Below are 16,159 nucleotides of genomic sequence, written 5' to 3' on the forward strand. Positions count from 1 at the left end.
AGTTTAACACAAATTTAATAATAAAATGTATTCATCGACTGAAAAAGTAATAAAAAAACCGCGATTGTAATATCGCGGTTTTGAAACTTATATTTTTCGGAGATTATTCTCTGCTTTTCACCAGGATCCAGCCTGTATATTTTACTGGAGTTTGCTTGCCTGCAGGCTCATTCCAATGAATCTCAAACCAATAATTTCCGGTAGAAACTCTCTTGCCGCCTATAGTGCCGTCCCATTTATAGCTGTTGGTTTTATCACCCTGGAATATTTTGCTTCCGTATCGGTCGAAAATACTAAACTCAAGGTTCTTTTTACCTGCTAACAATGAATAATCAAGAACATCATTTACACCGTCACCGTTAGGGGTAATAGCATTGATCAGATTAGGGATTGTAATTTCCACTTTGATAGGATCACAGTTGTAGCTGTCCTTCACATATACTGTCGATATACCTCTTGCCACATCTGCGAATATATTGGAATCCTGCCACTGGATGTTGTCAATTGAATATTGATAAGGTGGGTTTCCGCCTATTGCAAATACGGTAACCGTAGTGTTGGAAATTTCAACATTGGAAACAACCGGCTGTTCCGAAGCATATACTTTTACATTCTGAAGGGTCACACAGTCTCCTGTTTTCAGTTTTACCCAATAAGTCCCCACTCCAACATTCGTGATGGCCTGTGTAGTGGCACCCGTGCTCCATGCGTAGCCTGAGAACCCAGGACCGGCATCCAGTGTTGTTTTATCTTCAACACAAATGATCTTGTCAACAAGGACAGTAGATTTCACAGGAGGAAGAACAGTAAGTGTTACCTGGGCAATTCTATAGCAGCCATTCGCGTTGATTACTTTTACATAAGCAACTCCGGTAGGAGCAATGTAATTGGTAGGATTCAGGATCTCGTTGGTACTGTTGTCAGCATCCGTAGGAGATGGGTAATATTTTTTAGTAACTCCCGGCTGTATGGTAACAGGAGCACTAGTAAGATTAAATAACCCTGTAGCAGGATTGTCTTCCAGGAAACATGCTCTTAAAGCAGCATTGTTAACGGTAGGACTTTCTGAAACCGTTAAGTTTAAGGTTACCTGCTCACAGTCTGTAAAGTTCGGATTGTTTCCGCAGAATTTATACACAAAAGAATCTGGTCCTACGTAACTAAAGGCAGGCGCATAGCTGATGACACCTGTAGTAGGGTCAATCACCGCGTTACCATTTGTAGGAGGAGTAATGATAGTCACAGAACCAGGTACAACAGACTGCGTTGAATTGGTAAATGTAGGAACGATCAGTTTTACCCCGTCACACACTGTTTGGTTTGATGTAGTTTCTGCAAGACATGTGAAAACCTTGTAAACAGGAGTGATGATTGGAGGACAAGACCCAACGGTGATCCTCACGGTATATTCACCGGATTGCGTAGGGGTAAAAGAATTGCTTACAGCACCCGGAATAGGGTTGCCGTCTCTATACCATTGATAAGAATCAAAACTGTCATCCAATTCAAGGACAAGTCCCGGAATACAGTCTCCGGTCTGCTTGGCAATGACCGGAATAGAGGAGAATCCAGCGAAATATCCGCCATAGCCTACCACACCACTTCCTCCGGAAATTCCCGCAGTTACAGCTTTTGTGGATGTGATGGTAACGTTTCCTGTCACATTCGGGACAGAATAAGATACCCAGGATGTGGTTCCTGAAACCGGAAAAGGTCCCTGCGTTGCAGGAGGAGTTGCCCCGTTTACGGTAACTCCCGCTCCTGTTTCTGTTAGGATATTTAATTTTACACTGTTGATCGTAGGAGGGAGAATATTAATATTTCCTATTTCGTCAATTTTTCTTGGAAGATAACAGTTCAACGGCGGAATGTAATTAAATCCAATCGTCGCATTACTTGTTGCTACCCCTGCCATTAGCTGGTACACATAAACATTTTTGGTAGTTTTAATGTACATATTATAATGGTTGTTCCCTTGATTGATGTAATTCGTATTGCTCAATTTGTTGACTCTGTAGCTGTCTCCTTCATTTAAGGTCACTGCGGGAGTTGTAGCATTATTAATGTACACCTGAGTACCGCCTTCGGTGGCTACGATCAGGGCATCTTCCATTCTTTCGCTGATATCTCCGTTTCCTTTTACTAGAACGAATTCATTTCCCAATCGGTCTGTAGGTACAGATTGATCCATTACGATATCAGACCCGTCGTGGATGGAACCCGGAGGAATGATGGCAAACTGACCGTTGAAATTTCCGTTGGTTACGGAAATCGGTTTATCAGCCTCTATTTTGGCTCCAATGAAACCTTCTTTGTTTCCAGCTATATCACCTGTTCCCTCAATGATGTAAGATTGTCCCTTATTAAGGGTAAAGGTGAGAGTAGGATTGGTTACAGCGGTCCAGCCGTTGGTAAATATGACATTGGTAGAATAATTTGAAACCGTCACCACCGTATTGTCTTCCGTAGCCATAATTCCGGCTGTAAAATTCAGCGAAACAAGAGGGTTTTCCAGTGGCGAAACTACAGCATAAAACTTTTTACCGATTCCCGCTTTACCTTTTGAAGTCAGGATCTCACCGTGGCTGGCTACGGAAAACCTGAAGGTAGCGAAATAAGGTTTAGTTCCTTTGGTGTAAAGTCCTTTGTTTACCGGAACAAACATTTCAGATGTATTGCTGGTAATGATGGATCCCAAAGGAATCAGGAAGGTCTGTGGAGCTCCTTTTGCGATCGTCACTGTTCCAAGCAGGGTATTGTTACTGTAGATTTCCACAGGAAAAGGAGTGGTAGAATCTGTTGAGAAATACAATGCCTGTTGTGGTGACGAAATCTGGGCACTTCGTGCGGCCATAGGAGCAAACCAATGTTCGGTATCTCTTTGGCCATAAAGCGGATTGATTGCTGTAAAAAGCAAAATAAAAATGAGTAAAAATATTTTCATTTATTTGAAATTAGGATTCTCGCAAAAATAGTGGAATATTTAATGTGGAATTGTAAAATGTTTAAAAAATATTGATTTTGGGTCAAAAAAAAACCGCGATACTAAATCGCGGTTATATATTTTACTAAAATGGAAGACTTATTCAATGTTTTTAACTAAAATCCATCCTGTGTAATGAATCGGGGTTTTGTCTTTGTTTGATTCATTCCAGTTGATATGATACCAATAGGTTCCTGTTAAAAGTTTTTTGTCATAATGTTTTCCGTCCCATTTATAATTATTGAATTTGTTTCCGGTGAATATCATGTTCCCGTATCGGTCATAAATTACAAAAGTCAGGTTTTCTTTATAAGCCAGCTCGCTGTAGTCGATAAAGTCATTTTTATTATCGCCGTTAGGAGTAATTGCATTGATCAGGTTAGGAATAGTTACTTCCACTGTTGTAGGATCACAATTGTACGTGTCTTTTACAAAGAATATATGCTGACCTCTTGTAAGTCCTGTAAATACGTTAGAATCCTGCCAGTTTGCCGGAGTATCCACAGCATATTTGTAAGGGGCTTTTCCTCCGTTTACAATAACTGTTGCTGTTGTATTTGAAATTTCAATCTTAGTGATTACCGGATCTTCAGCTTTTCTTACTCTTACTACTTGCTTCAGTAAACATCCGTTTTTACCAAGGATTACAGAATATTCTCCAATACCTACATTCAGGATAGAAGCTGTAGTGGCTCCCGTGCTCCATAGATAAGAATCATATCCAGGTCCTGCATTAAGATTTGTTTTGCTGTCTACACAGATAAACTGATCCACAAGAATTGGTGATTTTTTAATTGGCAGAGCAATCAGTTCAATTTTTGCATTCGCTGTACATCCTTCGGCTGTCGTTACTTTTACATAGACGAACCCTCCTGCAGACGGATAATTTTCCGGAGTAGTGATTTCATTGGTTCCTGCATTAAGATCAGCCAGTGTAGGATAGTATTTTTTTATCACTAAATTATAATCTGTAACGCTAGCTTTAGTAAGATCAAAATAAGCATATGGATCTACATCATACTGACACGCCTTGATAGAAGCGTCTCTTACTACGAAAGGGACTACAGTAAGATTTAATGTGATTTGCTCACAATCGATAAACTCAGCAGCATTACCACAGAATTTATAAACAATCTGATCTGCCCCAAGGTAGTTGGTTGTAGGCGTATAAGTAATCGTTCCGTTTGGATTAACTACCGCTGTACCGTGTGATGGTGGAGTGATGATTACCAGTGTTCCCGGTACTACGGTCTGCGTTGAAGACGTAAATGTAGCCGTAATCACTTTAGTAGAACATGCATTGAGTGTCTGAGTGGTAAGTTTCAGACAAGTAAATACTTTATAAATTGGCGTCGTAACCGGTGGACATGTACCCATAGTTACTTTTACCGTATAGTTTCCTGAAGTTGTTGGTGAAAATGTATTGGCAGTCGCTCCTGCAATAGCAGTTCCGTTTACAAACCACTGATAGGTTTCATAACCGTCATCCACTTCCAGTACGATACCTGGCGCACATTCACCCGTTTTCTTTGCAATGACCGGAATGGAAGAGAAACCTGCAAAATATCCACCGTATCCTACAGCTCCACTTCCTGCAGAAATACCTGCAGTAACAGCTTTTGAGGAAACAACCGTAACATTTCCTGTCACATTGGGAACAGTATAAGATACCCATGCTGTAGTTCCTTGTACAGGGAAAGGTCCTTGTACCGTTGCTGGCGGCGCTCCATTTACGGTAACGTTCACCACGGCTCCGGTTTCAGTAAGAATATTTAATTTGATGGTTTTTGGACCACTGGAAAAACTTTCAGGAAGCTCACTGATCAATCCTATTTCGTCGATTTTTCTTGGCAGGAAACAGTTCAAAGGCGGGATATAGTTGAATCCTTCTGTCGCCGTACTGTTGGGAAGACCAGCCAGAAGCTGATACACGTATGCATTTTTAGAAGTTTTGATATGCATATTGAAGTGAGAGTTTCCCTGATCAATATATGGGAATACGTAAGTACTGTTTGGTCCTTCACCTACTCTCATCCATTGCCCTTCATTCAGGGTTTGGATAGGAGCGGTAGATCCGTTAAGATAAACTTCCGTATTATTTTCAGTTGCGATAATCAATGCATCTTCGTCTCCGTCATTGTTGTCTCCGTTTCCTTTTACAAGAACGAATTCATTTCCTAATCTGTCTGTAGGAACAGACTGGTCCATTACAATATCAGACCCCGAAGATCCTGCAGCAGGAGGAAGGGCAAACTGTCCGTTAAAGTTACCGTTTGTAACAGATATCGGTTTATTGGCTTCTATTTTTGCGCCAATAAAACCTGTGGCATTGGTTCCGGTATTGTCCCTGCCCTCAATGATATAAGCTTGCCCTTTATTAAGGGTAAATGTCATAGTTGGATTAGTAGTTCCTGTACTCCCGTTTGTAAACTGCAGTCCCGGGCTATATCCTGAAACGGTAACCGTTGTATTGTCTTCAGTAGCTAAAACTCCGGCTGTAAAATTCGTATAGGTGATAGACTGACCGGTCATTGGGGTAGAAGCGGCATAGAATTTTTTTCCAATTCCTGCTTTCCCTTTTGAGGTTAATATTTCCCCGTGACTGCTAACACTAAATCTGAAGTTAACGTAGTACGGTTTTGTTCCTTTAGTGTAAATTCCTTTACCAATAGGTGTAAACATGTCAGCTGGAGTCATTGTGATCATCGTAGCTGTTGTAATGTCGTACGTTTTAGGATCTCCCTTCATGATCGTTACTGTTCCAAGCAGTACGCCATTGCTGTATATCTCTACAGGAAACGGTGTCACTGAATCTGTAGAAAAATATAAAGCCTGTTTGGGACTTAATAGAGCAGCCGGTTTTGCTGCCATAGGAGCAAACCAGTGTTCCGTATCCCTTTGTGCAAAGAGAGTGTTAACTGATAAAAGAAGTAATACTAAGCTGAGTAGAAATCTTTTCATGTGTGTGGAATTAGGATTTCTACAAATTTAAAATAATATTTGAAATAGTATTAAATAAATATAACAAAAGTTAAAAATTAATCACGATTTTTAATTAAAAGCCATCCGGAATACGAAACTGGCAATTTTGTATCAGGCTCTGTCCAAGTGATCACATACCAGTAGGTTCCTGTAGGGAGATTTCTTCCGTTGACCTTTCCATCCCATATATAATTCTTGTCGGATGATTTGTAAACCGGTGCTCCATAGCGGTCAGCCACTTCAATACTTACATTCTGCTTGATCCTTAAATCTGAATAATTAAGAACATCATTAAGCCCGTCGCCGTTCGGTGTGATGGCATTCACAAGATTCAATACCAGGAATTCTTTAGTCACAGGAAGACATCCGTCTGAGCCCAGAACAAATACTTTGTGTATTCCTCTTGAAAGGCCCATAAAAACATTGGAAGTCTGATAATTCATTCCATCCAGGGAATATTGATAAGGAGGAGTTCCGCCTGTTAAATAAACCGTGGCATTGGAACCGGAAACATCTACTCTCGTAATTGTAGGTGCCTGTGCGGTTGTTACACTTACACTCTGACGGTATACACATCCGTTGAAGCCTAAATCTACATAATAGTTTCCTACACCCACTGTAATACTCTGCGTTGTTGCTCCGTTGCTCCACAAATAGGAAGAGAATCCCGGTCCTGCATCCAATACGACTTTTTCATCTGAACAGACTACCTGGTTTTGAAGTCTTGTTGATTTTTTAGGCGTTTTTAAAGTCAGTTTCAGAATTCCTGTATTGGGACATCCTGTACTGCTCTGGAATCTTACATAATACGTATGAACCGAAGTTATATTCTGAGTTGGTGAAATAGCATTGATTCCCGCCTGAGCATCAGCCAGTGAAGTATGGAATGAAAGAATTACCGTAGGATCCGTGGTAAATAAATTTTTATAATCGTTAAGATTGGCCGATTCGGAACCACCGAGGTCATTATCGCAGACATCCGCTGAAACTGAATTCGTAATCAGAGTGATTTTAGCTCCGATCTTAAAATTGATCTGTCCAAAAACCGGAGGACAGTCGCCTGTGTTGGCTGAAACCCTTACGTAAACCGTTGTATTGGCGGTATAAGTCCAGTTGGCCGGAAGCGTATTGTTATTTCCTGCCGTAGCATCTGCCTGAACAAGATAGTACTGAACAGTGAAAGTAGCAGAATTGGTAACGATTTGTGGGGTTACCGTAGCAAAATTTACGCTTATAATTCCGTCGAAATTATCATCACAGAAGCTTGCATTAAAATTGCTGGTATTCACGTTGGGTGAAGCATTCAGGGATAAGGTGATTTGCGCAGGTTTAGAACATCCGAATGAGGAAGTCACATTAGCATAAATGGTTCCCGCAGGTCCTGAATACGTGGCAAGACTGGTAATTTGTCCCGTTAAATTAGCGTTGGTATAATATGTGGCCGTTGTACCTGTATCCGGACTTAAAACAGCTGTTGTAAGATCAAAAGTTCCGTTTCCATTGTTATTGGCGCAGGAAGACAAAGCCGCATTCTGAGTCTGGAGCACATCAATATTCATCACGATTTTAAAATATTCAAAATCTGCTGGGTTTCCGTTTCCGTCAATATAATAAATGAAAGAATCTGTAGCATCTGCTGTAAGTCCTGCATTGGGTGTATAAGTGATCTGTCCTGTCGTAGCATTTACCGTGGCCGTACCATTGGTTGGCGGAGAAATAATGCTTGTATGTGAAGGAACGATGGCCTGTGTAGAAGTGGTGAAAACCGGTGTAATCACTTTGGTATTACAGGATCCGATATTATAAGTTGTTGTGGATATCGGTGGGCATAATGTATATTCGTACTCAGAAGTAAGCCTCGATTCACAGTTGTTTTTGGTGATAAAACAAGTATAAGCTCCCGCTCCGTACAATTCAGGATTGATAAAATAAGAAGTTGCTCCGGGAATTAAAATACCATTGAAATACCATTGGTACGCATCATAACTGTTATCCACCTCAAGGCGGATCCCTGCATAGCAATCTCCTGTTTTTGTAATCGCAGGAACTGAGGAGAATCCCGCGAAATATCCTCCGTACCCCACAGCGCCGCTCCCTGCCGCAATTCCTGCAGTGACAGGTTTTGTAGAGTTGATGGTGACATTTCCTGAAACATTCATGATAGAATAAGTAACCCATCCCGGATTTCCAGTAACCGGATATGGGCCTGTAGCTGCGGCAACAGGATTTCCGTTCAGCGTTACAGCTGCACCTGCCTGCGTGATGATATTAAGTTTTGTATCGTAATAAGTTCCCCCAATTCTATTGATAAAGCCTATTTCATTGATCTCTTTAGGTAAGAAGCAGCTTAACGGCGGAATGAAATTCATACCTCCGGTCTGATACACCGTACTTCCGGAAGCTCCGGCCAGAAGCTGATAGACGTAAACATTTTTGCTCGCGGAAATATTCATATTATAATGTCCGTTACCCTGATTGAGATAACTGGTCCCTTCAATCATATAATATGCTCCGGCATTAAGGTTGACACCGGGCACAGGATTTCCGTTGACGATAAGAGTAGTGTTATTTTCTGTAGCAATGATTAAGGCTTTTTCCATCCCTACGCTAGCAGGTCCGTTTCCTTTGACCATTACAAAATCTTTCCCTAATCGATCCACAGGAACTGCCTGATCCATCAGAATGTCTACGTTGCTGTTGTTCTGAGTGGTATAAAGACCATTGAAGTTTCCGTTTGTTACCGATACAGGTTTGTTGGCAACAAGTTTTGCCCCTAATAATCCTTTTCTGTTACTCGCTCCGCCCATATCGCTGATGACGTCAATGATATAGGATTTTCCTTTGTTGATCGTAAATGTTCTGGTGGGCATTACGCTGCCGTCAGAGAAAACAACATCAGAATTATAACCGGATAAGGTTACTGTGGTATTATCTTCTGTAGCGGTTACTCCCAGAGTGGAGTTTACATAATCTTTGGGAGTGGTAGTAGGTGCTGTTCCTATGAAAAAAGTTTTCCCGATACCTGCCAATCCTTTAGACGTAATGATTTCAGCCTGGCTGGGAACCGAAAACCTGAAGTTGGCAAAGAACTTCTTACTTCCCTTTGCATGCAGCCCCATGGAATTCTGGGTAAACAGATTGTTGGGAGTGGAAGCAATCATATAGTTGCTGGGAACAGCCAACTGTACGGGGTTTCCTTTACTTACCTGTACGGTAGAGAATACAACATTATTATTGGAAACCTGCACGGAGAACGGGACCGTTTCATTGGTTGACAGGTATAAATAACATTGAGGTGCTCCCTGAAGAGAGCTTGCAGACATGGGAGCAAACCAGTGCTCGGTATCCAACTGTGCATTAAGGATTAAACAAAGAAAAGTACAAATAGCTAGTAGAAATTTTTTCATGCTTTATTATAAGGGGCAGCAAATTTAAACATTAATAATTTATTTCTAGCTTAAAATATTTCACAAATAGGCACTTACGGTTAAGTTGTTGAAGATTTAAGATTAGCTTCATATTAGGTTAACAGCGGCGCATGATTCCATAAAAAATCCCGGTGAAATATTCACCGGGATCCGTATTTTTCTTTGAAAGAGATTAAGCCAGGCTAATTCTTACAAATCCTGTTACTTTAAGGTCTCCGTTTACAGATTTTACATAGTCAGCTACAGAAACACTTCCGTCTTTAATGAAAGACTGGTGTACCAATGTGTTGTCTTTGTAGAACTTCTGCATTTTACCTTTAAGGATGTTTTCAATAATGTTTTCAGGCTTACCTTCTTTGATAAGAAGTTCTCTTTCGATCTCTAATTCTTTATCGATGGTTTCCTGAGAAACTCTGGTTTCGTCCAAAGCGATAGGATTCATTGCAGCAACCTGCATAGAAACAGATTTAGCAGCTTCGTCAGCTCCATCTACTTTAGCAGAAAGTGAAGTGATCGCAGCGATTTTGTTTCCAGCGTGGATGTAAGCTCCAAGGAATGGTCCTTCGATTCTTTCGAATGCACCGATCTCGATTTTCTCACCGATAACTCCTGTTTGCTCGATTAGTTTTTCAGCAACAGTCATTCCGTGGAAATCTGTAGCTAAAAGCTCTTCTTTAGTAGCCGCGAAAATAGCCATTTCAGCTAATTCGTAAGCAAGCACGATGAAAGCTTCGTTTTTTGCAACGAAGTCAGTTTCGCAGTTTAGAGAGATTACAACACCTAAAGTGTTATCCTCGTTTACTCTAGCGATTACCGCACCTTCAGAAGATTCTCTGTCAGCTCTGTTTGCAGCTACTTTCTGTCCTTTTTTTCTAAGGATATCTACTGCTTTTTCGAAGTCTCCTTCTGCTTCAACTAGAGCTTTCTTGCAGTCCATCATACCTGCACCTGTTTGGTTTCTTAATTTCGCTACGTCTGCAGCAACTGGTGTATAAGACATAATATCTATTATTTTTTTATTTAAGATTAGTATTAATTTTTAGCTTAATTTTAGAGCAGGGCAAAGATAATGATTTTAATGATAAACTAAAAAATGACTTTTCACGTTATTGATATATTTAATACTATTTTAAAGACTTGATTAATGAAAAAAATCTTTCTACTCCTATTTCTCTGCATTTTTGCATTAGGTTTTTCCCAAAAAAAGAAAAAATCGAAATCCAAAGCTGTTGTAGAAAAAGAAACAGTGATCATCTATACAGAGCAGGATGCGGAGGCTTCAAAAGAGGCGAGAGTGATCGCAGGTTTCCTGAAACAAAACCCGGGACATGCCAAATCAGATTACTTTAAAAGAAAACTGATCGATATGATCATGGCAGATAATTCTCCTGAAGCTAAACCTACCATTAAACCAATCAGCAAAGAGAAAATTGAAAAAATAGTTAAGAATAACGAACTGAACAGCGGAAAAACGATAGCAACCAATACAGCTGCCCCTACAACTACGGCCACAAAGCCGGAAAGAACGGTCAATTATGCTTCTGTAGGATCTGCGAAAAGTGCCGGAAAAACAAGCAGCAAAGCGGAACCCAGTGAGGAGCACAAAAGAACGGCTGCCATGCTTACCCATCTTTTTAATAATGATATTAATAAAAATGATGCTTACATCAATATCAAAAATAGATCAAGCTGCAATCTGATTGTGAAAATAAGCGGAAAAAAATATTATAATCTAACGGTTCCTGCCAAAGGAGAGAATTTCATCCTGATCGATAAAGGAGAATATGTGCTGACGACCATGGTGTGTGATGCTAAATATTCTTCTCTGAAAAAGATTGATAAAGATATTGAGATCGCACTCAATGTATCTGAATGATACCCATAAGAAGAAAACTATAAGCAAAAACGGTTAAGAAATATTTCTTAACCGTTTTTATTTTTTATCCTTTAAACTGTCCCATCGCAATGAATTTCTCCTGCCTTTGGGTTTCAAGTTCCTGTCCTGAGAATTTTGAAAAAGCTTTGATATTCTGTAAAATTGAATTTTTCAGATTCAGATACGCTATTTCCGGATCGTATTGAGCGCCTCCAAGAGGTTCTTCAATAATACCGTCTATGAATTTTTCTCTTAAAGCATCTTTCGGGGTAAGGTTCAATGCATTGGCTGCATCTTCCTTGTGGTCCCAGTTTCTCCATAAGATAGAAGAACAGCTTTCAGGGGCAATTACGGTGTACCATGTGTTTTCAAGCATGTATACTTTGTTTCCTACACCTATTCCTAAAGCTCCACCACTTGCTCCTTCACCAATGATATAGGTGAAAATAGGAGTTTTAAGCTGAACCATTTCAAAAATGTTTCTGGCGATAGCTTCACCCTGTCCTCTTTCTTCAGCTTCCAGTCCAGGATAAGCTCCCGGTGTGTCTACTAAAGTTACTACAGGAATGTTGAATTTCTCAGCAAGCTTCATCAGTCGCAAAGCTTTTCTGTATCCTTCAGGATTCGGCATTCCGAATCTTCTGTACTGTCTTTCTTTGGTCGTTCTCCCTTTCTGGGTTCCGATGATCATTACTCTCTGACCATCCAATGTAGCTAAACCACCGATCATGGCAGGGTCATCTGCGAAATTTCTGTCTCCGTGAAGTTCCAGAAAACTTCCTTTATCTACCATTCCGTTGATATAGTCGATTGTATAAGGACGATCCGGATGGCGGGATAGTTGTACTCTCTGCCAAGGAGTGAGGTTGTGGTAGATTTCTTTTTTCTTTTCCAAAATCTTATCCTCAATCTGGCTGCATGCTAATTTTACATCAACACCACTTTCTTCTCCTACTAAAGAACAAGTCTGAAGTTGATCCATTAGATCTTTTATAGGAAGTTCGAAACTTAAATATTCCATTTCTTGAAGTAAATTAAATCTTTCAAATTTATGAAAAATTATGAAAAACTATTTAAAATTATTGATAGCATTGTTTATTCGGGAGATACTTTCCTCTTTTCCAATAAGTTCCATGATATCCGGAACGTCCGGGCCTTTCAGCTCTCCAACTAAGGCTAAACGCAGGGGCATCATCACTTTTCCCATCCCCAGGCCTTTGTTCTCCGCGTAATCGTGGATCGCCTGCTTGATGCTTTCTGAAGTGAATTCAGTATTCGTAAGGTTTTCTGCAAACTCTCCCAAAACAGCAGAAGTCTCGTCGTTCCATGCTTTTTTAGATGCTTTCTCGTCATAAGAAGCAGGAGCTTCGAAGAAAAACTTTCCGTTTTCGTAGATGTCTTTCGGGAAGGTAGCTCTTTCTTTCATCAAACCGATGATCTTTACTAATTTTTCATCAGAAACAGCAGAAAGGTCAAGATCTGTATTCTTTAAAATCTGAAGAAGCTCCTCATCCGATTTCAGCTGAATATACTGATGATTGAACCATTCAGACTTTTCTTTGCTGAATCTGGCACCGGCTTTATGTACTTTATGAAGATCAAATTCTTTGCACATGTCTTCCAGGGTCAGGATTTCTTTATCATCTGCAGGAGACCATCCTAAAAGGGCAACCATATTGATGAATGCATCGGGAAGATAACCGTTTTCTCTGTATCCTTTGGAAACAATTCCGGTAGCCGGATCTTTGAAATCCAGGGGGAACACAGGGAATCCGAATTTGTCACCGTCTCTCTTGCTTAGTTTTCCTTTTCCTTCTGGTTTTAAAATAAGCGAAAGGTGGGCAAACTGAGGTGCTTCCCAGTTCATAGCTTCGTATAATAAAATGTGAAGTCCTAAAGAGGGCAGCCATTCTTCACCACGGATGACGTGGGAGATTTCCATTTCGTGGTCATCGATGATGTTGGCGAAATGATAAGTAGGCATTCCATCGTTCTTTACAAGAACTTTATCGTCTAATGTATTGGTATTTACCGCAGTTTTTCCACGGATGATATCTTCAAGGTTCAGGATTCTGTCCACCGGCATTTTGAATCGTACCACATAAGGGGTTTTCTCATCCAGTAATTTCTGCACTTCTTCTTCAGAAAGAGCAAGACTGTTTCTCAGTCGGTTTCTGGTTTTGTTGTCGTAAGAGAAAACATCTCCTTTCGCTTCGAACTCTGCACGGATGGCATCCAATTCTTCAGGGGTATCAAAAGCGATGTAGGCATAGTCTGTTTTAAGGATCTGCTCCGTATATCTGTCGTAGATATCTCTTCTTTCAGACTGTCTGTAAGGTGCAAATTTTCCTCCTTTCTTAGGACTTTCATCAGGAATGATGCCGCACCATTCTAAAGCTTCCTCGATGTATTCTTCAGCTCCTTCTACATATCTTGCCGTATCTGTATCTTCAATACGAAGGACAAATTCACCACCTTGGTTTTTAGCAAAAAGATAATCATATAATGCGGTTCTTACGCCTCCCAAATGCAAAGGTCCGGTAGGACTTGGAGCAAAACGAACTCTTACTTTCTCCATTTCAATTAAAATTTTGGTGCAAATTTACTCAAAATTACCTGAGTTCGGGTTATGAAAATTAGGATAATAGGGCAGGAATCTTGAAGCGGAAGGCAGAAAGCCGCTATCGGGCATTAATTTTTAACAATTACTTTAAATTTGATGATACCGCTTTAAAGGAATAAATAAAATTCTGATTTGGGATTGAATAACTTCCATCTTCCTGCTTCATACTTCCATCTTTCAATCTATTTTTTAAGCATCAGCAGTTTGAAGAACAGGACCGGGTTTTTATATTTTACCCTGTACTTTTCTTTTTTCCATTCTATTCGGAGTTTTTCTTTTTCAGCTTCTGAATCAGTTTCTGAAAGGAGGATTTCGTACTTGAAATGGATAAGTTTAAGCCTGTATTTTTTATAAAGTTCCTGATCAGCTTTTATATAGTCTATGTATTTATGGGTCACTTTCTCATAAGAATCTTTCATCAATTTCCAGTTTCTTGAAAGACTGGTGGAAAGAATTCTGTAGTAGAACAGTTTTTTGTCTATGAATCCGATTTTGTATTCTTTGGATGTAAGTCTCAGATTCATGTCCCAGTCTTCCGTATTGATGCTTTCATCAAATGGGTATTTGACGAGCAGTTCTGTTTTTACAAACGTTCCTACATTGGACGTTCTGTTTTCAGAGACATTTTCATGGAAAAAATTGGAAAGGCTGTCTATGACCTGTTTTTTCTCTTTTGGGGTATAAGCATCAGTGGTTTTATCTTCAGCCTGATAATATTTATAGCCATCTGAAAGAATAAAGTCTACCGGATTTTCCTGAATGTACGCTACCTTTTCCGCCAGGCTGTCTTCCGTATACCAGTCATCTCCGGAAAGCAGGGAAATAAATTCTCCTGAAGCCTTAGAAACGGCGATATTAATATTTTTAGCCACACCAAAACTTTCGGTATTCCTGATCATTTGATAACGCTGACCAAATTGGGAAAGCAGACCTTCTGCATTTTCAAAAGTCTTATCCTTCGAAGCATTATCCAGCAGAATGATTTCATAATTGGGATAAGTCTGTGATATGGCGGACATGCATGCCTGCTCGATGAACTTTTCATGGTTCATGGTGATGATGATGAGGCTTACAAGTGGAGGGGTATTCATGCTATAATAATTCTGCTGTGGAAGGCATTTTATATTACTTTTAAATAAGAAATTGTTGGGAATATGAAACAGTGATTATATCAATTTTAATCGTTTTGAGTACTTTAGATAAAAGAAGAGGATGAGATTACAGACCACAAAATAAATTAAAAAAAAGATACTCTTATCAACCTCCTGATATTCTAAATTTGTCACAAAAAAGCCTTCTCCAATCTTATTTTTATCATTAAACTCCAGAATGGTGAAGATAAATTTATAAGGAAGAGAAATGACCAATATGATTAAATAGAGAAAAATGTTCTTTACCTTGTCATTGTTGATGAGTTCATCAAAAAGGAAAGGCAGGGCTACACAGAATATTCTGGTAAGGTCAGATCCGGAAACTGATAGCAGTGCAACAAGAAAAATAAAGAATAGTGTTTGCTCTGAAAATTTTCTTTTTATAAACAGGAATGAAGAAAAAACAATAAAAAAACAGGCGATAAGTTTAACCATATTTTTAAAATTACCATAAAACTGATTAAAGAAATATTTAATTACTTCAAATCCGTTGCTATGGCTATCAAAACCATAAATCTTTGATCCGAGTTTCAGATAGATCCAAAAAAACAGAAGAACAGGAATAGTGTAAAGCAGATATTTAAGCTTTCGGGTCATTAAAAATCTTGTCCCTAAAAAAATACAGCACATCGGAACAGTACTTTCTTTAAAGGGCAGAAAGAATATGCTTGCCAATATCACATACAATGGCTTTTCATAAAAGAAAATCATGAGTGATATAAATAAGAACTGAACACCGTCCACAGAGAATGGGTAGAAAAGAGTGAGTCTAAATGGCATTTGCGGTGTCACCAACATTGAAAAAATAAAAATCAATGCAAGGGTTATATTTTTTTTACCCCACTTAAGGTATAAAAGAGCAAGTCCTAAGAAGAATGCTGTAAGATTGATTAATCTAAAACTAAAAACAGAATCAAAAGGTAATTGTGACGCCAGCTTTGGAACTCCTATCCTTTTATTGAATGGATCCGCTTTATGATAGAGGTCTTGATAAGTACTATTGTACTCATTACTTTTATATAATTGATTTTCTTTATGGGAGAATATTTGGTAGGCTGCATTGTAATAAACTCCGTCCCATCCAAATCCATTTTCTTTTTTTATCTGTTTTTGATT

At 39.4% G+C, this 16,159-nt stretch carries 8 protein-coding genes; 1 reads left to right on the forward strand and 7 read right to left on the reverse strand.

Annotated elements, in window-relative coordinates; all coding sequences use genetic code 11:
- Positions 1–103 precede the first annotated feature (103 nt).
- From N0B48_RS10410 to tsf, 4 genes are all read right to left on the reverse strand, one after another.
- On the reverse strand, positions 104–2,944 hold the full coding sequence (locus tag N0B48_RS10410) for a T9SS type B sorting domain-containing protein (RefSeq protein WP_259838742.1): 2,841 nt from the start codon (positions 2,942–2,944) through the stop codon (positions 104–106).
- A gap of 138 nt (positions 2,945–3,082) precedes the next feature.
- On the reverse strand, positions 3,083–5,944 hold the full coding sequence (locus N0B48_RS10415) for a T9SS type B sorting domain-containing protein (RefSeq protein WP_259838743.1): 2,862 nt from the start codon (positions 5,942–5,944) through the stop codon (positions 3,083–3,085).
- Positions 5,945–6,021: 77 nt separating this feature from the next.
- Positions 6,022–9,372 carry an FIDD domain-containing protein gene (locus N0B48_RS10420; protein WP_259838744.1) on the reverse strand — a complete coding sequence of 1,117 codons (3,351 nt, stop codon included), beginning with the start codon at positions 9,370–9,372 and terminating at the stop codon, positions 6,022–6,024.
- A gap of 193 nt (positions 9,373–9,565) precedes the next feature.
- Entirely contained in the window at positions 9,566–10,393 is an 828-nt protein-coding gene (tsf, locus tag N0B48_RS10425) for a translation elongation factor Ts (RefSeq protein ID WP_259838745.1), read from the reverse strand.
- Between the two features lie 144 nt (positions 10,394–10,537).
- Between tsf and N0B48_RS10430 the strand changes: the two genes are divergently transcribed.
- The gene (locus N0B48_RS10430; RefSeq protein ID WP_259838746.1) at positions 10,538–11,269 is read left to right on the forward strand and encodes a DUF6759 domain-containing protein; all 732 of its coding nucleotides are present in this window, start codon (positions 10,538–10,540) and stop codon (positions 11,267–11,269) included.
- A gap of 64 nt (positions 11,270–11,333) precedes the next feature.
- Here the strand turns inward: N0B48_RS10430 and N0B48_RS10435 are convergent, their stop codons facing one another.
- The 3 genes from N0B48_RS10435 to N0B48_RS10445 form a co-directional block, all read right to left on the reverse strand.
- On the reverse strand, positions 11,334–12,290 hold the full coding sequence (locus tag N0B48_RS10435; RefSeq protein WP_259838747.1) for an acetyl-CoA carboxylase carboxyltransferase subunit alpha: 957 nt from the start codon (positions 12,288–12,290) through the stop codon (positions 11,334–11,336).
- A gap of 48 nt (positions 12,291–12,338) precedes the next feature.
- Positions 12,339–13,847, reverse strand: coding sequence for a glutamate--tRNA ligase (gltX, locus tag N0B48_RS10440; RefSeq protein WP_259838748.1), 1,509 nt, complete (start codon positions 13,845–13,847; stop codon positions 12,339–12,341).
- Between the two features lie 227 nt (positions 13,848–14,074).
- Positions 14,075–14,983: a glycosyltransferase family 2 protein gene (locus tag N0B48_RS10445; protein ID WP_259838749.1), complete on the reverse strand. Its 909-nt coding sequence runs from the start codon at positions 14,981–14,983 to the stop codon at positions 14,075–14,077.
- Positions 14,984–16,159: the final 1,176 nt, after the last annotated feature.

The organism is Chryseobacterium herbae, from assembly GCF_025154075.1.
Lineage (GTDB): Bacteria > Bacteroidota > Bacteroidia > Flavobacteriales > Weeksellaceae > Chryseobacterium > Chryseobacterium herbae.